This window comes from Microbacterium sp. 3J1, assembly GCF_001049495.1.
Classification (GTDB): domain Bacteria; phylum Actinomycetota; class Actinomycetes; order Actinomycetales; family Microbacteriaceae; genus Microbacterium.
On sequence record NZ_CDWI01000008.1, the window covers coordinates 249933 to 273108 of the forward strand.

Below are 23176 nucleotides of genomic sequence, written 5' to 3' on the forward strand. Positions count from 1 at the left end.
CCGCCGTACGCAGCCTCCCCGCTCCGCTCACCCCTCCGGGGTCAGCACGAGCGTCTGCGTCGCCGCGGCATCCACGGCCTTCGCGGAGAAGGCCCAGGGCCTCTGCACTCCTGCGGCCCAGTCCTCGGTCTGGTCGATGTAGTGCTCGTGGAAGGCGTGCCCGGATGCGCCCGTCAGGTGGATCCAGGTCGAGTCGTCGAAGTCGGCGAGGTCGACCACCATGCGCATCGACGGAACCGTGGTCGTCGCGTACGACGTACCGAGTGCCCAGCCGGTGGCGTTGACGATCGACGCGCCGCCGCTCACCGGGAACGGTCCGCGGTTGAAGAGCATCTCGACGGGCGCGATCCCCGACGTCCCCAGCGTGTCGCTGGTGAGCGTGATGGCGTGGAGGTCTCCCCAGTTCCAGGCGGCGACGGTCGTGCCCTGCAGGGCGGACAGCTCGTCGTAGGCCTCTTCGGCCGAGAGTGCGAGCATGTCCTCCATGCTCGTGACGTCGATCGCGGCGTTCGTCCAGAGCGGGTCGGCCGGGTCGTCGAGCAGCTCGTCGACGACCGTGAACAGGCGACCCTGCCCGTCGATCGGCAGGGGCTCTTCGCGCTCTGCGAAGAGATTCTGCACGAGGTTCGACCAGAGGACGTTCGCGTACGCGGCGCTCGCCGACGCGGCGTCGTTCTGCGCATCCCAGTCGCGCAGGAGCTCGACGGCCTCCTGAGCGCCCGACCCGTCGACGTCGACGTCGGCCAGCGCCGTCGCGAGGCGCGTGCCGATCCACATCTCGCTGTCCATCTGGATGTCGCGCATGTCCTGGGCCGTCAGCGGCGCGGCCGCGGCCTTCCGCTCGATCAGGTGCACGATGCGCGCCGCGCGGTAGCCGTAGTCCCAGTCGCGCGACAGGAAGTGCTCGTAGTCGTCGGTGACGATCGCGTTGTTGGCGGTGACGATGTACCCCGAGCTCGGGTTGAACGACACGGGCAGCTCGTCGAACGGGATGTACCCGGCCCAGTCGTACGCGCTGTCCCATCCGGGCTGGGGCATCCAGCCGTCGCCGGCTCCGCGGATCGGTAGCCGCCCCGGGGTCTGGTAGCCGATGTTGCCCTCGACGTCGGCGTAGACGAGGTTCTGGGCGGGCACGTCGAACAGCGCCGCCGCCAGACGGAACTCCTCGAAGTCCTGCGCCGCCGACAGGGCGAACACGGCGCTCGCGGCGGTGCCGGGATCGAGTGCGGTCCACCGCAGGCTCACGGCGTACTCGGCACCGTCGCCGGCCGGGGCGGTGCTCGTCGAACCGCCCGCCGCGAGTCCGGGCTCGGGGTCGTCGGCGATCGCGGTGAGGTCGTCGGTGAGGCCCGAGATGATGGGGCCGTGCACGGTCGACCGGATCGTGAGCTCGATGTCGTCGCCCCCGGCGACCTTGATCGTCTCTGTCGTCTCCTCGAGCGGCACGAGCGCGCCGTCACGCCAGTACTGGTCACCCTCGATCTTCTCGATGTAGAGATCGGTGACGTCGGTGGTGAGATTGGTGAAGCCCCACGCGATGCTCTGGTTGTGGCCGATGACGATGCCCGGCAGGCCCGAGAACGAGAAGCCGCCCATGTCGAACGGGCACGCGTCGGTCACCTCCGCGCACTTCAGCTGCACCTGGTACCAGACCGACGGAAGGGACGCCCCGAGGTGCGGGTCGTTGGCGAGGAGCGGCATGCCCGTCTCGGTGAGGTCGCCCGAGACCACCCAGGAGTTCGACCCGATGCCCTCTCCGACGTCGCCGACCAGCAGGCTCGCGGCCTCGATGACCCCGTCCGCCTCCTGCCAGTCGATCGTCGTGACGGCCTGCTGCATCTCGCCCGACGGGTCGCCGGTGTACGCCGCGGGCTCGGCATCCGTCTCGAGAGCCGAGAGGGTGGAGATCTTCGGGACGATCACGGGGTTCTCATCGAACGGATACCCCGGGTACAGCTGCTCGAGCGTGGGCGGAGCGTCTGCGGAACCGGCCGAGGCGTCGGCGAGCTGCGCCGAGAGCAGAGCGCGCTCGGTCTCGTCCTCCAGGTTCGTGCGGAGGTCCCACGCCATCGCCTTCAGCCACGCCACGGAGTCCGCGGGCTCCCACGGCTCGGGGGCGTAGTCGGGATTCTGGAGGCCGATCACCCCGTACTCGAGCGAGAGCTCGGCGCCCGAGCGCGATGCCAGGTAGGCGTTCACCCCGTCGGCGTAGGCCTCGTAGTAGCTCAGGGTGACGTCGTCCATCGCCGCGACCTCGGCCTCGGCGACCGTGCGCCAGCCGAGGGTGCGCAGGAACGCATCGGTCCCGGCCTGGGATTCGCCGAACATCTCGGCCACGCGCCCCGCCGTGACGTGACGGCGGAAGTCCATCTCGAAGAAGCGGTCCTGCGCGTGCACGAAACCCTCGGCGTAGAACAGGTCGTCGGTCGAGTCCGCGGTGATGGTCGGGATGCCGCGCTCGTCGCGCTGCACGGTGACCTCGGCCGCCAGCCCGTCGAGCGTCACCGTCCCCTCGGTCTGGGGGAAGGAGCGCTGGATCGTCCAGGTGACGAAGAAGGCGGCCGCGACCGCGACCACGACGATCGCAGCCACGACGAGGAACGCGATGCGTCCGACGCGTGCGGCGATGGACGGGCGCGCGGGGTCGACGATCACGGTCGAATCGGTTGTCATCATCGAGAACTCTTTCGGGAGGCATGGTGGGACTCAGTCCCAGCGAGCCCCAGAGCGCGTCCCAGAGACGCACTTCCGGCATCTTATCCACAGGGGCCGTCGTGCGGGGAGCGATCTGCTCCCCGCACGAGAGCGGATCACCCGATCAGGCTCGGCTGCAGATCGCGGAGGGTGCGCCGGTGCGTCATGCGCGTGACCCCGACGGCGGCGAGGGCGAGAGCCCCCACGAGCCAGATCGCGAGCACCGCGAGATCCCAGCCGGCGCGCGCGAGATCACCGCCGTACATCAGCTGACGCATCGCATCGACCACGTATCCCAGCGGGAGCACGTGGTGCAGCGCGGCCAGCGGCACGGGCAGCGTCTGCCACGGGAAGGTGCCTCCCGCGGTCACGAGCTGCAGCACCATGAGCACGAGTCCGATGAACTGGCCGACGGATCCGAGCCAGACGTTCAAGGCCAGGATGATCGCCGCGAAGGTCGCCGAGGCGACGACCATGACGCCGAGCGTCCCGATCGGATTGTCGAACGTGAAGCCCAGGGTGATCGCGAGGATGCCCATCAGCCCGAGCATCTGCACGGCGCCGAGCATGGCGGGCGTCAGCCAGCCGGCCAGGGTCACGCGAAGCGGGGAATGCAGGGCGGTGACCGCTCGACGGGAGATCGGCTTCACGATGAGGAAGAGCGCGTAGATGCCGATCCACGCCGACAGTGCGGCGAAGAACGGGGCGAGCCCTGCGCCGTAGTCCTCAGCCGAGGCGACCTTGTCGCTCGACACCTGCACGGGATCGGCGATGGTGTCGGCCTGCAGCGACCGCAGGTCGGGGGTGGATGCCGGGATCGCGTCGACTCCGCTCGACAGGCCGTCGCGCAGCTCGGCCGTGCCGTTCGCGAGGGTGCCGAGTCCGTCGCGCAGCTGCGCCGCGCCGTCGTTCGCCGCAGCGGCACCGGTCGCGGCGGTGGCAGCGCCGGACGCGAGCTGCGATGCGCCCGCGGCCAGCGACGCAGAGCCGGCGGCGAGCTGGTCGACCTTGCCGACGGCATCCTGCACCGTCGTGTTGCCCTCTTCGAGACGGGTCGCGACCGGGTCGAGGCGCACGAGCACCTGGTCGATCTCGTCCTGCGTGAGTCCCTGCTCCGTGAGCAGGGACCGGATGTCGTCGCGCACCTGAGGCAGTGCGTTCGTCGCCTGCTGCACGACGGATCCCGCCCGGTCGGCCACGTCGGCGAGCTGGCGATTGCCGTCACTGACCTGCTGGGCGCCGGATGCCAGGGTGCTCGCGCCGTCGGCCAGCTGGGCCGTGCCGGCCGCGAGCTGGGAGGTGCCGTCGGCCAACGAGACGCTGCCCGACGCCGCCGTGTTCGCGCCGTCGGTCAGCTGGGTCGCACCGTCGACCGCCGTGACGAGATTGTCGCGCACGTCGCTGAGACCGGTGAGCAGCCGCTCGGCCGCTTCGCTGCCGACCATCTCGGCCACCGAGCTGCGGATCTTCTCGACCGCCTGCGTGCCCATGGACGAGGCCAGGTAGTTGTTCGCGTCATTGGTCTCGAGCTCGATGCGCGCCCGGTGGGGATCATCGCCCGCCGCCGAGGTGAGAGCGGCCGAGAAGTCGGCGGGGATCGTCACGGTGAAGTCGACGGAGCCGTCGCGGAGAGCATCCGCCGCCTCTGCGGCCGTCATCCGCTGCCAGTCGAAGGCGTTGCCGTCGATGAGGTTGTCGGCGACGTCCGCGCCGTAGTTCACCGGCTCGGCGGCCTCGGCCGTGGCGTCCGTCGACGGGCCTGTCGACGGGGCCGGGGCGCCTTCGTCGTCGACCACCAGCGCGACGGGGACGTCGGGGAACTTCGCGTACGGATCCTGATTCGCCCACAGGTACAGACCGCCGTACAGGATCGGCACGCAGACGAGGGCGATCAGGGCGATGACGCCCATCCTGCTCGCGGTGAGGCGCCGCAGCTCGGCGGCGATCATGGCGGGGACCTTCATCGATCGGCTCCGTTCTGTGTGGGATCTGAGGGGTGCGTGTCGTCGTGAGCGGGGTCCGGGGCGAGGGCGAGCGGCTCGACAGGACCGGATGCGTTGATCGCCTCGAGCTCATGCATCCGCTCCAGCGCGACGGCGGCCGACCCGCCGACGACGACGAGCATCGCGTAGCCGCGGTCGGCGAACTCGCCGGCGATGCGCCACCATCCGTCGGGGCTGCCGCCGTGGCGGTCGGGCGACACGAGGACGATGCCTTCGGTCCCCTCCCGCAGGATCGCCAGCTCGCACAGGATCCGCACGCGCGCGGCGGGGTCGACGTTGCCGATCGGCACTCCGGCGAGCTCACCGAATCCGAGCCGGTTCAGCCAGCGGCGGGCGTGCAAAGGAGTCGCCCCGACGCCGGCGAACATGAGCTCTTCGCCGACGACACCCGCGAGCGCGATGTCCGGATGCGGGTCGCTGACGTCCGGTGCGTCGACGAGCGCGATCGTGCGGCGCAGGCGCCGGTTGTCGGCGGATCCGTCGATGGTCACGCGGCCGGTCTCGGGTTTCATCCGCCCGCTCGCGATGAGCCCTAGCACCGTGGGGCGCTGCTCGGTCTCGGCGATGGCGAATCGCACGGCGCCGGTGTGGAACTCCAGGCTGGTCGTCGGCAGCGCCTGGCCGCCGCGACCCTTGCTGACCTCGTGCAGTGTCACCTTCATGCGTCGACCTCCGCCGTCTCGACGATGTCGGGGTGCGCACGCAGCAGGTCGTCGGCCTCGCGCCACGAGAGCCCGGCGACGCTGAGCAGGGTGCGGACGGCGAGGTTCGCGGCCCCGGAGCTGCTGGCGTCGGTACGGGCGACGACCGTGCGGGCGACCTCCTCGATCAGGCGTGCGAGAGTCGGGGCGGCGAGGTCTGTGCGAAAGCTCCCGTCGTCCTGGCCCCGCCGGACGAGTGCCGCGACCGCGCGGCGCAGCGGCGCCAGGGCATCGGCGGTGTGCTCGACGTGGGCCTCGTCGAGGGCGAGTGCCGCGGCCACCTGCACATGGGCGGCCTGCTCCCACAGTCGAGCGGCGAGGCGGGCGAGCGCGATGCGGGCGTCGGCGTCGGTCACCGACTCGGCGATGGCGTTGAAGCGCTGCGCGCCCGAGGAGATGAGCTCGCGGATCAGCGCGTCGCGATCGTCGAAGTGGCCGTAGAGGGTGCGGCGCGAGAGGCCGGCGCTGCGCGCGATGACGTCGATGGAGGCGCGGGGGTCGTTCGCCAGCGTCGACCGGGCGGCGTCGAGGATGCCGGCGCGGTTCTCGACGGAATCGCGGCGGGGTGCACGGGATGTCATGGGTCCATCGTACTTATCGTGCACAAACATGTGCAAGATAAGTCAGCAGACTCACAGGCCTCGGCGGGCCGCCGTGCACAATTCAGCATGGATGGGCTCCACACCCGCCGATCGCCCCTGATCCGGCAACGCGGCGGCATCCCTGCTGAATTGTGCACGGGCCAGAACGCAGAGAAGGGGGCGGATGCCGCAGCATCCGCCCCCTTCTGAAGCCGGACCGTCAGTCGGTGCCGGAGTCGAAGGCCGCGCCCTCGGAGGCCGAGTCGACGGCGTGGGTGAACGTCTCGTCGGACTCGGAGACCGAACCCTCGACCGCGCCCGTGATCTCTGCGGATTCGCCGGCGGTGACGCGGCCCACCAGCTCGCCCGTCGCTCCGCCGACCAGGCCCATTCCGGCGTACTGCTCGAGGCGCGCGCGCGAGTCGGCGATGTCGAGGTTGCGCATGGTGAGCTGTCCGATGCGGTCGACCGGGCCGAAGGCGGCGTCGCCGACGCGCTCCATCGACAGCTTCTCGGGGCCGTACGACAGGTTGGGCGAGACCGTGTCGAGGATCGTCCAGTCGTCGCCGCGACGCAGTCGGATCGTGACCGTGCCAGAGATCGTGGAGCCGACCCACCGCTGGATCGACTCGCGCAGCATGAGCGACTGCGGCTCGAGCCAGCGTCCTTCGTACATCAGGCGACCGAGGCGGCGACCCTGCTCGTGATACGTCGCGAGGGTGTCTTCGTTCAGGATGCCGTTGACGAGACGCTCGTACGCGATGAAGAGCAGCGCCATGGCCGGGGCCTCGTAGATGCCGCGCGACTTCGCCTCGATGATGCGGTTCTCGATCTGGTCGCTCATGCCGAGGCCGTGGCGTCCGCCGATCGTGTTGGCCTCCTGCACGAGGGCCACCGGGTCGCTGAACTCGACGCCGTTGACGGCGACCGGGCGGCCGCCCTCGAACGTGACCGAGACGTCCTCGGTCTCGATCGCGACGGAGGGATCCCAGAACTTCACGCCCATGATCGGGTCGACGGTCTCGAGCGAGACGTCGAGGTGCTCGAGGGTCTTCGCCTCGTGCGTCGCCCCCCAGATGTTCGCGTCGGTGGAGTACGCCTTCTCGACCGAGTCGCGGTACGGGAAGTCGTGGGCGACGAGCCACTCGCTCATCTCCTTGCGGCCGCCGAGCTCGGTGACGAAGTCGGCGTCGAGCCAGGGCTTGTATACGCGCAGGCGCGGGTTGGCGAGCAGGCCGTAGCGGTAGAACCGCTCGATGTCGTTGCCCTTGTAGGTGGAGCCGTCGCCCCAGATGTCGACGCCGTCCTCCTTCATGGCCCGCACGAGCAGGGTGCCGGTGACGGCACGTCCGAGTGGCGTCGTGTTGAAGTACGTCTTGCCGCCGGAGCGGATGTGGAAGGCGCCGCATGCCAGGGCGACGAAGCCCTCTTCGACGAGCGCCGTCTTGCAGTCCACGAGTCGCGATGCCTCGGCGCCGTACTCGAGGGCGCGGCCGGGGATCGACTCGATGTCGTCTTCGTCGTACTGCCCGAGGTCGCCGGTGTACGTGTACGGCACGGCGCCCTTGTCGCGCATCCAGGCGACGGCGACGGAGGTGTCGAGTCCTCCGGAGAAGGCGATGCCGACGCGCTCGCCGACGGGAAGGGACTGGAGGACCTTGGACATGGCTCCCAGTCTATCGGCGGGCGGCGTGTCGCATTTCAGGCCGGCGCCGCCGCGACCGGGGCCACCGCCCCGCGCTGGTGCGCGGCGTACCCGCCGCCCCAGGCCGTCAGTGCGTCGACGACCGGCAGCGCACCTCGTCCGAGGTCGCTCAGCCGGTACTCGACCTTCGGGGGCACCTGTCGGTACACGGTGCGGGTCACGAGGCCGTCGTCCTCGAGCTCGCGCAGCTGGCGGGTGAGCACGCGGGCGGTCGGCTCGTCGAGCAGTCTGCCGAGCTCACCGAAACGGAGCACCTCGTGCTCGGCAAGAAGACTCAGGATGCTGGGCTTCCACGCGCCGCCGAGCACCGCGATCGAGATCTCCGCGTCACAGGCGTCAGCCCACTCGGAGATGATCCGCGCCGTCTTCTCCCTCATCGGGCCGCCTTCCTTCGCTCCCATAGTATCCGAATCGTCAGTATGTACCATCGATGACCGTACTTGCCGCAACAGTACCTGCCCCGCAAGACTGTGACGGTGACCCTCCCCGCATCGCCGTCGACTCGAACGCGCCGCCAGCCCCACCCCTGGCTCGCCATGGTGCCGCTGCTCCTCGGCATCCTCATCGGAGCGCTCGCGATCAGCAGCGTCTCGACCGCGCTGCCCGCGATTCGCGGCGATCTGACGCTCTCCGACAGCGGCGCGCTGTGGCTCGTCGACGTGTACGCGCTGTCGCTCGCGGCGACGCTGATCCTCGCCGCGCGCATCGGTGACGTCTTCGGTCGCAAGCGGATCGTGCTCATCGGTCTCGCCGGCTTCGCCGCGCTCAACCTCGTCGGCGGGCTCGCGGAGAACGGCGTGCTGCTGATCGTCGTCCGTGCTCTGCTCGGTGTCGCCGAGGCGTTCGTCGTCGCCGGCGTCGTCGCCACGATCGGCGCGCACTACCAGGCGAGGCAGCGAGTGCTCGCATACGGACTCTGGACGGCGACGTTCGGCACCGGGAGCGCGCTCGGCCCCGTGCTCGGCGGGATCGTCGCGGAGGGGCCCGGATGGCGCTGGCTTTTGCTCGGAAGCGTGCCGCTCGCGGTGCTCGCGGGCGTGCTCGCGATCTGGCTCGTGCCGGATTCCCGCAGTTCACGTCCCTCGTCGTGGGACGTCCTCAGCATCGTGTCGTCGATCGTGGCCCTCGGTGCTCTCGTCTTCGCCCTGCACGAGGTGCTGGCGGCCCCGATCCCCGCGGCGGTCGCCGGAGTCGTGGCGGTGGTGACGCTCGTGTACTTCATCCGTCGACAGCGCCGGCTGCGTGATCCGCTCATCGACATGCGGCTGTTCGGTGTTCCCGGGTTCAGTCCGGCGATCGTCCGCATCCTCGCGAGCAGCGGCGTCGCGTCGGCATCCGTCCTCCTCGTGAGCCTGCACCTGCAGGACGCGAGAGGGCACAGTGCGGCCGAGGCGGGCATCGCGATCCTGCCGCAGGCGGTCGCGATCGCGCTCGGAGGCGTGCTGGCCCCGGTGTTCCTGCGCTGGCTCAGCTCACCCACGCTGACGGTGCTCGCGCTCGTCGTGCAGGGCGTCGGCCTCGGGTGGCTCGCGCTCGGCACGGATCTCGTCGTGTTTCCGCTCGTTCTCGTGGGAGCGGGATTCGGGGTCGCCGCGACACTCGCCGCGACCACCCTCTTCGACGTCACAACCGAGGACGACGCGGGCCAGGTCGGTGCGGTGCAGGAGGTCGGGTTCTCCCTCGGCAGCGGTCTCGGCGTCGCGGTGCTCGGCACGGTCGCCTCGATCGTCGGGGCCGCCGGCTTCTCCGTCGCCCTGATCGTCGCGGCGGTCGCGGTGGTCGCCGCCGCCATCCTGCCGCTGTGGAGCAGGGCCTCCGCAGCGGCGGCCGCCGACACCGACGCCGACACCCATGCCGCACCCCGTACCCGGAACTGAGAGAGAGCACATCCGTGTCAGAACGTCGTCCGACCGCCCACTGGATCTACGCGCACCCGCAGCCGACGTCCTTCAACGCCCGCCTCTTCCGGCAGGGCGCCGAGGCGCTCTCCCGCAGCCATGACCTCGAGATCACCGACCTGCACGCGCAGGGATTCGATCCGGTGCTCGCGGCGGCGGACTTCGGGCAGCCGCTCGGGCGGCCGGGCAACATCGTCGACCTGCTGGGCGAGACCCATGCCGACGGACAGGTCCCCGCGGACGTGGCGGAGGAGCAGCGCAAGCTCGCGAGCGCCGATCTCGTGGTCCTGCAGTTCCCGCTCTGGTGGTACGGGCCCCCGGCGATCCTCAAGGGGTGGTTCGACCGGGTGCTCACCAACGGTTTCGCGTACGGCACGGTCGACCCTGACACCGGTCTCCCGCTCCGCTACGGCGACGGTCCGCTCGCGGGACGCCGCGCCCTGGTGATCGTCACCGCCGGCGAGGACGATCGCTCGGTGGGCAGCCGCGGCGTGAGCGGCGACCTCGACTCGCTGCTGTTCCCGGTGACGCACGGGACGCTCTGGTACACGGGCATCGAGCCGCTCGACCTGCACGTCGTGCACGACGCCGACGGGCTGGACGCGACCACCGTCGACCGCGAGAGCGACCGGCTGGTGGAGCGGCTCGCGGGGATCGAACGCGAGTCGCCGAGCCGCCCGTTCCGCCGCCTCCGCGACGGCGACTACCGCGGAACCCGCGCACTGCGCACCGACCTCCTGCCCGGACGCACCGATCTCGGCATCCACCGCGTCGCGGGCTGAACACGTCCCGCTCCGGCGGGGAGGAGAGCGGATGCCGTGGGCTCGCCCGGCATCCGCATGCCTCCTGATGCTCCCGTGCCGACAGTGGCAGAGTGGCCGTGACGGAGGTGCGCGATGGGCGAAGCGGTGCTGTGGGGCGTGGTCGCGGCATCCCCGCTGTTCGTCGGTGCCGCTCTCGCACTGCTTCGCACCTGGCCGCCTCGTTGGCTCGGGATCGTTCTCGGTTTCGGAGCCGGCGCGCTCATGGCGTCGATCGCCTTCGAGCTCTGGGAGGAGGGGCTCGATCTCGCGGGGCCGTTCCCGCTCGTGGTGGGTGTCGCTCTGGGGGCATTGAGCTACTACGTCGCCGATCGCATCCTCGATGCGCGCGCCGCGAAGGCGAAGAGCGCTGCGGGCGGCGGGCAGCTGGCCGTCGGGGCCCTGCTCGACGGCATCCCCGAGCAGCTCGTGCTGGGCATCGGGCTGGCATCGGGAGAGCCGGTGAGCGTCGCCCTCGTCGTCGCGATCCTCGTCTCGAACCTTCCGGAGTCGATCGGATCCGCCGCCGACCTGCTGGAGGGCGGGATGGCCAAGTCGCGCGTCCTCCTGCTCTGGGCCGGAGTCGCCGTGGTGTGCGCGCTCGCGACCGTCGCGGGCTTCGCGCTCGCGAGCGTCACCGGCGACGGGTTCCGTTCAGCCGCGAGCGGTTTCGCCGCCGGGGCGCTGCTGGTGATGCTCGTCGACTCGATGGTGCCGGAGGCGCAGTCCAAGGCCAAGGAGTCCACCGGTCTCGCGACCGTGCTGGGCTTCGCGCTCGCCGCCGGCCTCGCGCTCACGTCCTGAGAACCGCGCGACGGACCCGCCATCCGGCGGCGGATCCCGCGCGGAACGGCCCCGGCTGGCGGGTTACCCTCGGACGAGACCTGCAGGATGCTGGCGGGGCGCCGTCGCACCGACGGCCGAGAACAAAGGAGTTCTGATGACGACCGTGACCCTGCGCCCGCCCTTCGATCCCGAGCTGGAGGCGGCACTCGCCCTGGTCGCAGATCAGCTGCCGTCGACGCTCACCGCCGAGATGATCCCCCTGCTCCGCGAGTCTCCGGTGAGCGCGGATGAGGAGATCTTCGCGACGCTCGCCGAGCGCGGCTTCACCCGGCGAGACGTGACGATCGCCGGACACGAGGGGGACGGCATCGTGATCTCCGTCATCGAGAAGGAGGGCCGGACCGGCACCGGGCCCGGCTTCTTCCACACCCACGGGGGCGGGATGATCATCGGGAACCGGTGGTTGGGTGTCGTCGGATTCCTGGACTGGGCGGAGCGCTTCAACGGCGTGATCGTGACGGTCGAGTACCGGCTGGCCCCCGAGTTCCCCGATCCGTACCCGGTGGAGGACTGCTACGCGGCCCTGCAGTGGACCGCCGAGAACGCCGCCGACCTCGGCGTCGATCCGAACCGGATTCTGATCGGAGGAGCCAGCGCGGGAGGCGGCCTCGCCGCCGGTACCGCCCTGCTCGCGCGGGACCGCCGCGGACCGGCGCTCATCGGACAGCTCCTCATCTATCCGATGCTCGATGACCGGGACGAGACGGTCTCGACCCATCAGATCGACGGCATCGGCGTCTGGGACCGCGGTTCCAACGTCACAGGCTGGACGGCGCTGCTCGGCGACCGGAAGGGCACCGCAGACGTCTCGATCTACGCCGCGCCGGCCCGCGCGACCGATCTCGCAGGCCTCCCCCCGGCGTTCATCGACTGCGGAAGCGCCGAGGTCTTCCGTGACGAGGACGTCGCCTACGCGACCAGGCTGTGGGAGGCGGGAGTTCAGGCGGAACTGCACGTGTGGGCCGGAGGCTTCCACGGGTTCGACATGTTCGCCCCGCACACCGCCGTCGCGCAGGCGATGCTCGCCGCTCGCGACAACTGGGTCGGCCGGCTCCTCGCCTGACCCGTCGTCCCACCCTCTGGGGGCGCCGGGCCGCGACCCCATAGGGTGGAACTCCCGCGCGATGGAGCCCGACATGCAAGATCTGCTGGGGCGTCTCACCGCCCTCGACCCCGACGCGAGCGAGACGCTCAAGGTCGTCTCCTATTTCGACGCGCTCGTCGCCAGGTCTGTCGGTGTCGAGAGCATGCTGCGTGGTGCGGCGGTGCTCAGCGGCGCGACCGTCGGGCACCGAGACGGAGCGCAGAGCATCAGGGTCAGGGCAGACGGCGTGCGCACCGACCCGACCGCTGCGGACGGCACCTGGCCCACGCGCGAGGTGAGTGCGGACGCCGTGACCTGGATCGAGCGCGAGGGTCCGCCCCACACGAACGACGCGATGATCCTCGAGCGTCTCGCTCTCGCCCTGGGCATCATCCGCGCCCGGCGTTCGGTCGGACCCGAGAGCGCCGTCGAACTGGTCATCAGCTCGTACGCGACCGCCGATGAGCGCGTCGCGGCATTCAGTCGCCTCCGCCTGCCCGACACGTCGCTCGCCGTCATCGCCTCCCTGCCGGATCCGGCGCCGCTGCCGCAGCATCCGTCTGCTGTCGTCGCGACGCGGCACGGGCTCACGCGCGCGACGATCATCGACGCGTCGGGGGACGCCGGGGACGCCTGGCCGTCGACGACCGATCAGCGTCTGGGGGTCGGCCTCGCCGGGACCGTGCGTGACCTCCCGCGGTCCTGGTCGGCGGCGCTGGTCGCCGTGCGTCTGACGACCGATGTCGACCCGACCGTCGCGGCCGCCGATCTCGGAGCCGCGCTGCTCGTGGCCCAGGCGGCGGAGGCGGGCCCGGTGCACCCCGATGCGGCGGCCCTCGCCGGCCTGGACGTGCGCAGCCTCGCGCTCCTCGATGCCATCGCCGAGGAGCAGAGCGTCAGGGCCGCGGCACTGCGTCTCGGCAGACACCACTCCAGCGTTCAGGACCGGCTGACGGCGCTGCAGGTCGTGCTCGGCTACGACGTGAGGACCCCGCGCGGACGCACCCGCTACGCGCTGGCGAGGATGCTCTTCACCCTCGCGCGCTGAGCGCCCCGGGATCGGGGCGATCAGAAGAATCCGGGGTACTCCTGCAGCCGCTCCTCGTATTCGGCGCGGTCGGCGTCGCTGAGCAGGGCGCTCGCGATGACGACGATCTGCAGCCCTTCCAGCGGCTCGCCCGTGCGGGCGCTCTGCGCCTCCCGAGCCTTCAGGAAGTCGCCGGTCGGGTCGTTCGAGAGGTCGAAGATGTTGGCATAGAACCGCATGGGCTCGGGGTAGTTCTCCGCGTAGTACTCCCAGGTGTGCTGCTCGCGCGGGTCGGCACTGCCGTACAGCTTCGCGATCAGCGTGGGATCCATGCCCGAGTACTCGTCATTGAACGAGTAGAGGTACGACATCCCGTGCTCGGCGATGACGGAGTCGATCACGTCCATCACCTCGAGCTTGACGGAGTAGTCCTGGATCGGCTCGGTGGTCGCCCAGCCGGCGGACGTGTACTCGATGAGCATCGACTCGCCGCCGAACCCGTTGCGCTCCGGGCGGAGGTCCTCGTCGCCGACCGGCACCCACTCGTACCCGAACTCCTCGGTGACGCGCGCGCGGACGTCGGCGAACAGCTCCTCCGACGCTGCGCGCACCTCTTCGAGGGACTGCTGCGTCAGAGCATCCTGCGGGTCGGTGTCCTTGATGCCGGGGTACGCCTCCTCGTGCTTCTGCTCCTCCGTCTTCATGCCGTCGTACGCGCCCGAGGCGGAGGTCTGCAGCGCGCCGATCCCTCCGACCGTCGCGACGTTGAACACGAGCGTGACGGCCAGGGCGATCGCACCCAGCAGACGGGCGCGCGGAGAGAACAGAGACCCGACGATCACCGCCACCACCACGAGCTGGAGGGCGAGCATCGTGACGCCGTACAGGATGTCCGTGCCGCCGACGGCGAGGGTGACGAGAAGGATGACGGCGAAGAGGATGCCGGTGACGAGGGCGATCCAGCCGAGCGCGTTCGCCGGCTTCCTCGCGTCCTCCTGCGTCACGGTGGCGACCGCGCCCGGGAGCGTCGGCGGCGAGACGACGGGTCCGGCCTGTCGTCGCGCGTTCCGGTAGCCGCCGGGAGGCGGCACGGGCGGAGCGCCCTCGGAGCCCGCGACGTAGCGGGCCCGCTGCTTCTCGTGGTCCATCACCATGGCTTGTCCGTTCCCGACCCGCCGCCGTCGTCGTCCTGCTGCTGATCGCGCTCCTGGGTGCCCTGTTCGAGCTGCTCCTTGAGGTCTTCCAGCTGGTCGTCCGACGGCTGGGGCTCCTCCTCCTGCGGCTGCTCAGGCTCCTGCTCCTGCGGAGGCGCCTGCTCCTGCTGCTGCTTCTGCTTGAGGCGGTCCTCGAGGTCCTCGCGGCTCTGCTGCATGTCGCGCTCGGGGTCGGAGGACTGCTCCTGCGCCTCCTCGCTGTCGCACTCCTCCGGCATCTCGGTCGTGATCGTCAGCGCCTCGCCGTACAGCTCGGCGGCGGCCGGTCCGTCGCCGTCGCTGCGGGCGGAGTCGCCCATCCGCTCGATCACGAGCGCGAGGTTGATGCGCACACCGCACACCTCGAGGCCGGTCGCGAGACCCAGCGACTCCTCGAGCTTCGCGCGAGCCTCGGGCAGCTTCTCGGCCCCGGCGAGGGCGGTGCCGACGTTGAAGGGCGCCTTGTACGGCTCGAACCAGTTCAGGAACTCCTGGCCGCGGGCCGACGCCTCAGAACCCGCGTAGTCGTCGGCGACGTATGCCGTGATCGACTGGTGCGCGTAGGCGTACATGCTCAGCAGCTTGCCGACGAACAGGAGGGCGGCGAGGGTGAGCGGGAGGGTCGCGATCGCGATCCAGCGGCGGATGCGGCGTCGGCGGCGGTTCGACGCGATCAGCGCGGTCGCGGCGGCCGTCACATCGTCTGCGGTGCGCACGTCGGTCATGCGGCACCTCCCTCGGTCGGCGCCGAGCGGCGCGAGGATCTCTTCCTGGCACGGCCCTTCCTGTCGTCGGGCGACGACGCGCCGGCGACCGAGTCGACACGCGGTGCCCGCAGATGACGCAACCTGGCCACGAGCATGCTCGCCCGCGCGAGCTCGACGCCGAGCAGCGCGACGACGACGAGCGCAGCGATCCAGTACAGCTCGGTGACCGTGCCCACCGACCCCGACTCCGCATAGCCGACGGTCGTCGACGGCGCCTCCGGCAGCGTCGGCTCGGCATCCGCGGTGCGATGCTGGTACTCGACGCCCAGGTCTGCGGCGATCGCCTCGAGGTTCGGCTCGTCGATGACCGACAGCGCCTCGGCGCCCTGATACTCGATGTAGCCGCCGCCGTCTGACGGATCGACGGAGCCGGTCGTCAGCTTCATCGGGCCGCCCTCGGCGGTGCCGTATCCGAACACGGCGCCCGCGTCGGTCAGGCTCGCGCTCCCGTCGAAGGGCTCGGGCGGGGAGCTCGCGGTCTGCTCGCCGTCTCCGAAGTAGAACACCATGCGCGAGCGGTCGTCCGAGTTCGCCGCAGCATTCGTCAGGGTCTCAGCCAGCAGCGGAGCCGCGATACCGATCGAGCTTCCCCGCGACTGGCTCGTCACCTCGGGGCGCAGCACCTCGAGCGACGAGATCAACGACGTCGTGTCGGTGGTCAGCGGCATCCGCAGATCCGCGGTGGCGTCGAAGGTGATCAGCGCGAATCGGGCACCCGGATACCGGTCGACGATCCCCTGCACATCGGCGCGCACACCGTCGAGGCGCGGCTCTTCGCCGTTCCAGTCCTCTGCGACGATGCTGGCCGTCGTGTCGACGACGAGCACGATGTCGGTGTCCGTCGCGAGGGTCTCGGTCGCCCCGCCGGGGATGCCCGGGCGCAGGAGCATCGTGAAGCACGCGAGCAGCATCACGAGACGCATGACCCACAGCGCCCGTGCGCGGCCCCGCGCCTTCACCAGCGCGAGGACAGCGATCGCCGCCACCGGCGCACAGAGGAGCAGCAGGAGGAACACGTTGAGCACGGGCTGGAAGATCACAGTCTCACCCTCCAGAGCACGACGATGAACGTCAGCGTCGAGACGAGGAGCACGACGATCCACAGGTTCGGATCGTCGGTCCAGACCACCTGGGCCTGCCCCTTGAGCTCCGTCGCCTCCTGCTCCTGCACCTGCGTCACGATGTCGGCGACCGTCGTCGTGTCGCGCAGACCGTAGGCGGTTCCGCCCGTGGTCTCGGCCGCCTGCGAGAGTTCGGCGCTCACCTCGGCGTCCTTGCCCTGCACGGGGTTGAGTGCGAAGACGCGGACCCCCACCGACTTCGCGTAGGCGGCGGCTTCGGGCAGTGTGACGATGGAGGCGCCGTTGATCTCGTTGTCGGTCGCGAAGATGATCGATCGCGAGCGCTCGTCGTCGGGGTGGTCGAACGCCATCGCGCAGGCCGCGAGGCCGTCGCCGATCAGCGAGGCGCCGTTGCCGTTGAGCGTGCCCACCCAGTGCTCGGGGACCTGCTCGTTCAGGAGGAAGCTCTCGCGGATGCTCTGCAGGTGACCGCGGATGAAGTCGTAGTCGTCAGTCAGCGGGAAGATCTGCACCGGGGAGCTGTTGAAGATCGTCAGCCCGATCCGCTCCCCTTCGAAGTCCTCGAGCAGCTCCTCGAACACCGTGAGGATCTCGACGTCGACCTCGCTCATCGAGCCGGACACGTCGAGGCACAGCATGATGTCGCGGCTCGTGTTCACGGGCTGGATCGTCTGCGACGACATGGGGCGCGCGGCGACGACTCCCGCCGCCAGCGTCGCGAGCACGCCGAGCAGCAGGACGGCCGAGAGGGCGAGCACGCGCCGATTCAGCGCGTGACGGAAGGTCGGCAGGGCGCGGAGTCGCTCGGCACGCGCGATGCGGGCGCGCTCGTGCGCCTCGGTGCGGCCGGTTCGACGGAGCCCGAGGACGACGCCGAGCGTGATCGCGATGACCACGACAGCGGCGGCGATGAGGAGGATCCACCCGTTCGCTAGTGCCATGTGCGCACCACCGTTCTCGCGGCCTCGGCGCCCGCGACCGGGTCGATCGCGGGGCCTTGGCGGAAGATGCTGGGGTAGTAGTGGCGGTGCACGGCGTCGATGAGCGCGGGATGCACTCCCCGGGCCACGAGGTCGTCGAGCGCCAGCACCGGGGCCTCGAGGCCGCTGTACTCGTTGACGAACGTGCGCACGACCCGGCTCAGCTCGAGGTTGGCCTGACGCGCCGAGAGCGTGCGGCCGCGATAGTCGTCCTCGATGCGCTGGATCCGCTCCATGTACTCGACCCGCAGCTGCGACAGCACGTCCATCGTCTGGAGCACGGGTCCCTGGGTCTGCCCGGTGAGCGTGAGATCACGGCGGGGGCGGGTCAGCAGCACCACCATCCAGGCGGCGACGATCAGCAGCAGCAGGATGCCGATGGCGAGGAGGATCCAGCCCCACCCGTACTGCGCCGGAGGATAGAGCTCGTCAGAGCCGGGCATCCGACCTCCGACCCTTCGACGGGCTCGGCGACCCACCGGCGGCGGACGCCGAGGTCGCGCCACCGTACCGGCGGGAGGCGAGGAGCTTCAGCAGCTGCGTCACCGCGTCGTCCTGACCGGAGAGGACGCTGTGGCTGATCTCCAGTCGCTTGAGCACCTCTGCGAGATGCGCGGCGTCCGCCTCGGTCTGGGCCGTGAGCTCGCGGACGATGTCGAGGTCGCCCTGCACGAAGTCCGGCACCTCCCACATGCTGTCGACGTCGGCACGGACCGTCGCGGTGCTGTGGTCGAGCACGGGGTCTGCATCGCGCACGGTCAGCCACAGGACGTCGTGCTGCACGCGCAGCCGGCGCAGCATCCGCTCGGTCCCGGCCGTGACCGGTGCCTCGTCGCTGATGACGACGACGATCATCCGCCGCGAGATCGTGCGGGTGACGAACGAGAGCAGCGCATCGCGGTCGCTCGGGGCGGTGCTGGCGTCGATCGCCTGGTCGATCGTGCGCAGGGCGTGCTCGAGCGCGCCCTCGCTGCGGCCGGGCGCTCGGCGGCGCACCCGATCGGCGTCGCCGTACACGACGCTGAAGTCGTCGCCGTGCCGGAGGGCGAGGACGCCCAGCACCCCGGTCGCGAGGATCGCGAGGTCCTTCTTCGACCTCTCGTCGTGCGCGAGCGCGGCCATCGATCGCCCGGTGTCCACGACGAACAGGATCGTGTGCATCCGCATCGCCCGGTGCCGCTTCACCAGCGGAGTTCCCAGTCGCGCCGTCGCACGCCAGTCGATGTCGCGCACCTGATCGCCGTACTCGTACTTGCGCAGGTCCTCGAAGTCGAGGCTGCGGCCGTGCAGCAGCGACGCGTACGCGCCGTCGAGCGCGTGCAGCGACGTGCGCGACGAGTGGATGAAGAGCTTGCTCTTCACCTGGGTGATCAGGCTGGGCATGGCAGGGTCAGTCAGGGTGTGGGGACGGAGGCGAAGATCTCATCGATGATCTCCTCGCTGCGGATGCCCTCGGCATCGGCCTCGAACGTCAGCAGCACACGGTGCCGCAGCACGAGGTGGCGGAGCGCCCTGATGTCCTCAGGGAGCACGTGGCTGCGACCGTTCAGCAGCGCGAGCGCGCGCGACGCCTGCAGGAACGCGATGCTCGCGCGGGGGCTCGCGCCGTACTTGATGTAGCGGGCGCGCTCCTCGCCGATGTACGGCGCGGGGTTCCTCGTGACGTACGCGATCGAGACGATGTAGTTGCGGATCGCCGGATCGACGTAGATGCGGCTCGCGACGTCCTGCAGCATGTGCACGTCGTCGAGAGTGATGGCGCTCGAGACGTGGCGGTCGGGATCGAGCACACCCGAGTCGATGCGCCCGAGGATCTCGAACTCCTCGGCGGGGCTCGGATACTCCACGATCTCCTTGAGGAGGAAGCGATCCATCTGCGCCTCGGGCAGCTCGTACGTGCCCTCCTGCTCGATGGGGTTCTGCGTCGCGATCACGAGGAACGGCTTCGGCAGGTGGTGGATCTCGCCGCCGATGGTGGTCTGGTGCTCCTGCATCGCCTCGAGCATGGCGCTCTGGGTCTTCGCGCTCGAGCGGTTGATCTCGTCGAGCAGCACGAAGTTCGCGTGCACCGGACCCAGCACCGTGCGGAAGGACCCGGTCGCCGCGTCGTAGATCTGGTTGCCGGTGATGTCGCTGGGCAGGAGGTCGGGGGTGCACTGGATGCGCTTGAACTGCGCCTTCACCGTGTCGGCGAGGGTGCTCGCGGCGGTGGTCTTCGCGAGCCCCGGGACGCTCTCGAGCAGGATGTGCCCGCCCGCGATCAGCGAGATGAGCAGGCTCATGCGCAGCCGCTCCTGGCCGACCATCTTCGCGGAGTACGCGTCGGAGACCGTCTTCAGCACCGCGCTCGCGCGGCGCAGCTCGGAGTCTGACGGAGCCTCCGTGCGGCGGCCGCTCTGTGCCGGGGGCGCGCTCGCCGCCGAGGGGGCCGGTGGCGCGGGCGGGGGCGGCACCGGACCTGCGGAGGGGCCGGCGGCATACGGCTCGGTCATCAGTGTCTCTCCTCGTTCCCGTCGGGGACGCGGCGATGTTCCCCCCGTCGTCCAGCGTAACCGCATCCGCCTCTGCCGCCCCGGGCGTTCTCCCCTGCATCCGCTGGGGAGGAGGAGTGGGATCAGGTCGAGCGGATGCCGCGCCGGCGGCCGACCCACACGACCAGCGTCGCGACGCCGATGATCGCGATCGCGATGCCGATGATGTACCCGGTGACGCCGAGATAGCCGCCGGGGATCATGTGCGGGTTGAGGAACGGGTACGGATACCACCAGGCCTCGCCGGTGGCGGGGGCGATGATCAGGTCGGCCCGGATCATCGTGTAGACGACCCACACGATGGGGAAGATCGTCGCCATCGCCACGGCACGCCAGCCGAGCGCGCGCCGCCGCGGGGCACACAGCAGGTCGACGAGCAGGAACAGCGGGAAGACCACGTGCAGCACCTCGTTCGACCACGGGACCGTGACGCCCTGGGGCAGCTCGACTCCGCGCAGCAGGGTGTTGTAGACGATGCCGGTGACGATCATGTAGGTGCTCACGCACACGAGGAGCACCGCGAGCCAGCTCGGCTCCGGCTCGTGATCGCCACGGTGGCGCAGGGCCCAGACCGCGGCGATGATCAGCACGATGGCGGCGAGCAGGTTCGACAGGATCGTGAAGAAGCTGAGGAAGTTCGCGGCGACCGTCGGCAGGTGCTGACCCCACTCGGTGGTGGCGGCGAGAGCGTTCTCGACGCTGCGCGCGAGCTGGGCGATGATCGCAGCGATGCCGAGTGCGGCCGCTGCCAGTCGCGCGTAGGGCCACCAGGTCGTCATATCGCCTCCGCGCACACCTTATCGGTCAGTACGCGTTCCGACGCTAGACCGCAATGCCGGTATGTCACGCGGTTCGGCGGCCCCAGCGCATCCGGGTGACGAGGACGCCGAGAAGGCAGAGCGCGCCACCGACGAACATCAGCGGAGTGGGCATCTCGCCGAGGATCGCCCAGGACATGAGGATCGCGAGCGCCGGGACGACGTAGGTGGTCGCCGAGGTCTGGCCCGCGGTGCTGCGCTGCAGGACGTACGCCCAGGTCGTGAACGCGACGGCGGTCGGGAAGATGCCGAGGTAGACCACCCACAGGGTCGAGTCGAGCGGAGCCGTCTGCAGCGCCCCGATCAGGCTGCCCACCCAGGGGAGCAGGGCGACCGTGCCCGCGAGCGCACCGAGGAACGTCAGCGTGGTCGCATCGGAACCCGCACTGAGCAGGTGCTTCTGCAGCAGCGTGCACCCCGCGTACATGATGGCGGCGAGCAGGGCGAGCAGCAGACCCGTGATGTCGGGGCCCTCGCTGGTCGACGAGTTCATGCCGATCAGCACCACGCCGAGAAACGCGATCGGCGCTCCGATGATCAGCGGCTTGGGGAACCCCTCGCGCAGGAACAGACCGCTGAAGATCACGACCATGAGCGGTGCAAGGTTGACGACCATCGCCGCCGTGCCCGCATCGAGCGTGCGCTCGGCGGCGTTGAGTGCGAGATTGTAGACGCAGAACCAGCCGACGCCCCACACCGCAACGAGCCACCAGTGTCGACGCTCGGGAAGACGGATGCCGTGACGCACCGCGATGATCGCGAGCACGGCGCTGCCGACCGCCATCCGCAGCAACGCGAGTGCGCCGGGGTCGAAGTGCGGTCCGGCTCCTCGGATGCCGATGAACGCCGACGCCCACAGCACGACCGTCACGAGGGCCGCGACGAGCACGAACGGCGCCTGCTTCTTCGTCGCAGGCGCCACGAGCGCGGCGGTGTCTCGGGGAGTCGTGTCCGGCATCCTCCGATCGTGGCACCTGCCACCGACATCCGTCGATGCGCGCAAGCGCCAGCATCCGTCGTAATCCGGCCAGCATCCGTCGGTCCGTCGCATCCGCCCCCCAGGAGAGGCGCGGGAGCGACCGAAACGGTGCGGAAACACCCCTTCGATAGGATGGTGTGGCCCGACAAGGGCCAGCTCATCAGCCGGTGCAATCCCGGCGGAAGCAAGGGGGATACCCATGCCAGGAATCGTTATCGTCGGCGTCCAGTGGGGCGATGAGGGCAAGGGCAAGGCCACCGACCTGCTCGGCGAGCGCACCGACTGGGTCGTGAAGTTCAACGGCGGCAACAACGCCGGTCACACCGTCGTGGTCGGCAACGAGAAGTACGCCCTGCACCTGCTGCCTTCCGGCATCCTTTCTCCCGGTGTGACCCCGGTCATCGGCAACGGCGTCGTGGTCGACCTCGAGGTGCTGTTCCACGAGCTCGAAGCACTCGGCGCCCGCGGCATCGACGTCTCCCGGCTCAAGGTCAGCGCCAACGCGCACATCATCACCCAGTACCACCGCACCCTCGACAAGGTCACCGAGCGCTTCCTCGGCAAGCGCAACATCGGCACCACCGGCCGCGGCATCGGACCGGCCTACGCCGACAAGATCAACCGCGTCGGCATCCGCGTGCAGGACCTCTTCGACGAGAACATCCTGCGCCAGAAGGTCGAGGGCGCTCTCGACCAGAAGAACCACCTGCTCGTGAAGGTCTTCAACCGTCGCGCGGTCACCGTCGACGAGATCGTCGAGGAGCTGCTCTCGTACGCCGAGCGCCTGCGTCCGATGGTCGCCGACACGGGCTACCTGATCTCCGAGGCGCTCGATCGAGGAGAGGTCGTCGTGTTCGAGGGCGGTCAGGCGACCATGCTCGACATCGACCACGGCACCTACCCGTTCGTCACGTCGTCGACCGCGACGGCCGCCGGCGCGGCATCCGGTTCGGGCGTCGGACCCGGAGCGCTCGACCGCATCGTCGGCATCGTCAAGGCGTACACGACCCGCGTCGGCTCCGGTCCCTTCCCGACCGAGCTCTTCGACGAGAACGGCGAATGGCTGCGCTCGCGCGGCTTCGAGTTCGGCACCACCACCGGTCGTCCGCGTCGCGTCGGCTGGTACGACGCTCCGATCACGCGCTACGCGACCCGCGTCAACGGCATCACCGACCTGGTGCTGACGAAGCTCGACATCCTCACCGGCCTCGAGCGGATCCCGGTCTGCGTGGCCTACGACGTCGACGGCGAGCGCTTCGACGAGGTGCCGGTCAACCAGACGGACTTCCATCACGCGACGCCGATCCTCGAGTACCTCCCCGGCTGGTCGGAGGACATCTCGACGGCACGCACCTTCGACGATCTGCCGAAGAACGCACAGGACTACGTGCTCGCACTCGAGTCGATGAGCAACACGCGGATCTCCGTGATCGGCGTCGGCCCCGAGCGCGACCAGGTCGTCGTTCGCCACGACCTCGTCGACTGAG

At 70.0% G+C, this 23176-nt stretch carries 21 protein-coding genes; 6 read left to right on the forward strand and 15 right to left on the reverse strand.

The window, feature by feature from the left end:
- Positions 1-27: 27 nt before the first annotated feature.
- The 6 genes from BN2660_RS06195 to BN2660_RS06220 form a co-directional block, all read right to left on the reverse strand.
- Entirely contained in the window at positions 28-2676 is a 2649-nt protein-coding gene (locus tag BN2660_RS06195; RefSeq protein ID WP_255305054.1) for a penicillin acylase family protein, read from the reverse strand.
- A gap of 134 nt (positions 2677-2810) precedes the next feature.
- Positions 2811-4658 carry a YhgE/Pip family protein gene (locus BN2660_RS06200; protein WP_091228620.1) on the reverse strand — a complete coding sequence of 616 codons (1848 nt, stop codon included), beginning with the start codon at positions 4656-4658 and terminating at the stop codon, positions 2811-2813.
- Positions 4655-5359 (reverse strand): hypothetical protein, encoded by a 705-nt coding sequence (locus tag BN2660_RS06205; RefSeq protein WP_176697107.1) that lies wholly within the window; start codon positions 5357-5359, stop codon positions 4655-4657. The genes BN2660_RS06200 and BN2660_RS06205 overlap by 4 nt, the downstream gene beginning before the upstream one ends.
- A complete protein-coding gene (locus BN2660_RS06210; RefSeq protein ID WP_091228625.1) occupies positions 5356-5979 on the reverse strand; it encodes a TetR/AcrR family transcriptional regulator in 624 nt (207 codons plus the stop codon). Before BN2660_RS06210 ends, BN2660_RS06205 begins: the two co-directional genes overlap by 4 nt.
- Before the next feature lie 220 nt (positions 5980-6199).
- Positions 6200-7645: an argininosuccinate synthase gene (gene argG, locus BN2660_RS06215; RefSeq protein ID WP_091228628.1), complete on the reverse strand. Its 1446-nt coding sequence runs from the start codon at positions 7643-7645 to the stop codon at positions 6200-6202.
- Between the two features lie 35 nt (positions 7646-7680).
- Positions 7681-8061 (reverse strand): winged helix-turn-helix transcriptional regulator, encoded by a 381-nt coding sequence (locus BN2660_RS06220; protein ID WP_091228918.1) that lies wholly within the window; start codon positions 8059-8061, stop codon positions 7681-7683.
- 99 nt (positions 8062-8160) lie between these two features.
- Between BN2660_RS06220 and BN2660_RS06225 the strand changes: the two genes are divergently transcribed.
- From BN2660_RS06225 to BN2660_RS06245, 5 genes are all read left to right on the forward strand, one after another.
- Positions 8161-9561, forward strand: a complete 1401-nt coding sequence (locus BN2660_RS06225) for an MFS transporter (protein ID WP_141651252.1) — start codon at positions 8161-8163, stop codon at positions 9559-9561.
- Positions 9562-9575: 14 nt separating this feature from the next.
- Entirely contained in the window at positions 9576-10364 is a 789-nt protein-coding gene (locus tag BN2660_RS06230) for an NAD(P)H-dependent oxidoreductase (RefSeq protein ID WP_091228633.1), read from the forward strand.
- A gap of 114 nt (positions 10365-10478) precedes the next feature.
- Complete coding sequence (locus BN2660_RS06235; RefSeq protein WP_091228636.1) at positions 10479-11186, forward strand: ZIP family metal transporter; 708 nt, start codon at positions 10479-10481, stop codon at positions 11184-11186.
- Between the two features lie 136 nt (positions 11187-11322).
- Positions 11323-12291 carry an alpha/beta hydrolase gene (locus BN2660_RS06240; RefSeq protein WP_091228640.1) on the forward strand — a complete coding sequence of 323 codons (969 nt, stop codon included), beginning with the start codon at positions 11323-11325 and terminating at the stop codon, positions 12289-12291.
- Between the two features lie 73 nt (positions 12292-12364).
- A complete protein-coding gene (locus tag BN2660_RS06245; RefSeq protein ID WP_255305055.1) occupies positions 12365-13360 on the forward strand; it encodes a helix-turn-helix domain-containing protein in 996 nt (331 codons plus the stop codon).
- Between the two features lie 20 nt (positions 13361-13380).
- Here BN2660_RS06245 and BN2660_RS06250 read toward each other — a convergent pair whose 3' ends face one another.
- The 9 genes from BN2660_RS06250 to BN2660_RS06290 form a co-directional block, all read right to left on the reverse strand.
- The gene (locus BN2660_RS06250) at positions 13381-14493 is read right to left on the reverse strand and encodes a DUF4064 domain-containing protein (RefSeq protein WP_091228647.1); all 1113 of its coding nucleotides are present in this window, start codon (positions 14491-14493) and stop codon (positions 13381-13383) included.
- Positions 14487-15257 (reverse strand): hypothetical protein, encoded by a 771-nt coding sequence (locus tag BN2660_RS06255; protein WP_091228650.1) that lies wholly within the window; start codon positions 15255-15257, stop codon positions 14487-14489. Before BN2660_RS06255 ends, BN2660_RS06250 begins: the two co-directional genes overlap by 7 nt.
- A complete protein-coding gene (locus tag BN2660_RS06260) occupies positions 15254-16339 on the reverse strand; it encodes a VWA domain-containing protein (protein WP_091228653.1) in 1086 nt (361 codons plus the stop codon). Before BN2660_RS06260 ends, BN2660_RS06255 begins: the two co-directional genes overlap by 4 nt.
- A complete protein-coding gene (locus BN2660_RS06265) occupies positions 16336-17322 on the reverse strand; it encodes a vWA domain-containing protein (protein WP_255305056.1) in 987 nt (328 codons plus the stop codon). Before BN2660_RS06265 ends, BN2660_RS06260 begins: the two co-directional genes overlap by 4 nt.
- Positions 17313-17804, reverse strand: a complete 492-nt coding sequence (locus tag BN2660_RS06270; protein ID WP_091228656.1) for a hypothetical protein — start codon at positions 17802-17804, stop codon at positions 17313-17315. The genes BN2660_RS06265 and BN2660_RS06270 overlap by 10 nt, the downstream gene beginning before the upstream one ends.
- Positions 17791-18744: a DUF58 domain-containing protein gene (locus BN2660_RS06275; RefSeq protein WP_091228659.1), complete on the reverse strand. Its 954-nt coding sequence runs from the start codon at positions 18742-18744 to the stop codon at positions 17791-17793. Before BN2660_RS06275 ends, BN2660_RS06270 begins: the two co-directional genes overlap by 14 nt.
- An 11-nt stretch (positions 18745-18755) precedes the next feature.
- Complete coding sequence (locus tag BN2660_RS06280; RefSeq protein WP_255305057.1) at positions 18756-19853, reverse strand: AAA family ATPase; 1098 nt, start codon at positions 19851-19853, stop codon at positions 18756-18758.
- Between the two features lie 122 nt (positions 19854-19975).
- A complete protein-coding gene (locus tag BN2660_RS06285) occupies positions 19976-20671 on the reverse strand; it encodes a Pr6Pr family membrane protein (RefSeq protein ID WP_091228662.1) in 696 nt (231 codons plus the stop codon).
- 64 nt (positions 20672-20735) lie between these two features.
- Positions 20736-21668: a DMT family transporter gene (locus BN2660_RS06290; protein WP_091228665.1), complete on the reverse strand. Its 933-nt coding sequence runs from the start codon at positions 21666-21668 to the stop codon at positions 20736-20738.
- 220 nt (positions 21669-21888) lie between these two features.
- Between BN2660_RS06290 and BN2660_RS06295 the strand changes: the two genes are divergently transcribed.
- A complete protein-coding gene (locus tag BN2660_RS06295) occupies positions 21889-23175 on the forward strand; it encodes an adenylosuccinate synthase (protein ID WP_091228669.1) in 1287 nt (428 codons plus the stop codon).
- Position 23176 lies beyond the last annotated feature (1 nt).

Coding starts and splice junctions, on each gene's coding strand:
- BN2660_RS06265 (WP_255305056.1), bottom strand. CDS start 17,322: ATGGCACTAGCGAACGGGTGGATCCTCCTCATCGCCGCCGCTGTCGTG.
- BN2660_RS06195 (WP_255305054.1), bottom strand. CDS start 2,676: ATGATGACAACCGATTCGACCGTGATCGTCGACCCCGCGCGCCCGTCC.
- BN2660_RS06270 (WP_091228656.1), bottom strand. CDS start 17,804: ATGCCCGGCTCTGACGAGCTCTATCCTCCGGCGCAGTACGGGTGGGGC.
- BN2660_RS06205 (WP_176697107.1), bottom strand. CDS start 5,359: ATGAAGGTGACACTGCACGAGGTCAGCAAGGGTCGCGGCGGCCAGGCG.
- BN2660_RS06285 (WP_091228662.1), bottom strand. CDS start 20,671: ATGACGACCTGGTGGCCCTACGCGCGACTGGCAGCGGCCGCACTCGGC.
- BN2660_RS06235 (WP_091228636.1), top strand. CDS start 10,479: ATGGGCGAAGCGGTGCTGTGGGGCGTGGTCGCGGCATCCCCGCTGTTC.
- BN2660_RS06210 (WP_091228625.1), bottom strand. CDS start 5,979: ATGACATCCCGTGCACCCCGCCGCGATTCCGTCGAGAACCGCGCCGGC.
- BN2660_RS06220 (WP_091228918.1), bottom strand. CDS start 8,061: ATGAGGGAGAAGACGGCGCGGATCATCTCCGAGTGGGCTGACGCCTGT.
- BN2660_RS06240 (WP_091228640.1), top strand. CDS start 11,323: ATGACGACCGTGACCCTGCGCCCGCCCTTCGATCCCGAGCTGGAGGCG.
- BN2660_RS06200 (WP_091228620.1), bottom strand. CDS start 4,658: ATGAAGGTCCCCGCCATGATCGCCGCCGAGCTGCGGCGCCTCACCGCG.
- BN2660_RS06250 (WP_091228647.1), bottom strand. CDS start 14,493: ATGGTGATGGACCACGAGAAGCAGCGGGCCCGCTACGTCGCGGGCTCC.
- BN2660_RS06245 (WP_255305055.1), top strand. CDS start 12,365: ATGCAAGATCTGCTGGGGCGTCTCACCGCCCTCGACCCCGACGCGAGC.
- BN2660_RS06295 (WP_091228669.1), top strand. CDS start 21,889: ATGCCAGGAATCGTTATCGTCGGCGTCCAGTGGGGCGATGAGGGCAAG.
- argG (WP_091228628.1), bottom strand. CDS start 7,645: ATGTCCAAGGTCCTCCAGTCCCTTCCCGTCGGCGAGCGCGTCGGCATC.
- BN2660_RS06280 (WP_255305057.1), bottom strand. CDS start 19,853: ATGACCGAGCCGTATGCCGCCGGCCCCTCCGCAGGTCCGGTGCCGCCC.
- BN2660_RS06275 (WP_091228659.1), bottom strand. CDS start 18,744: ATGCCCAGCCTGATCACCCAGGTGAAGAGCAAGCTCTTCATCCACTCG.
- BN2660_RS06255 (WP_091228650.1), bottom strand. CDS start 15,257: ATGACCGACGTGCGCACCGCAGACGATGTGACGGCCGCCGCGACCGCG.
- BN2660_RS06290 (WP_091228665.1), bottom strand. CDS start 21,668: ATGCCGGACACGACTCCCCGAGACACCGCCGCGCTCGTGGCGCCTGCG.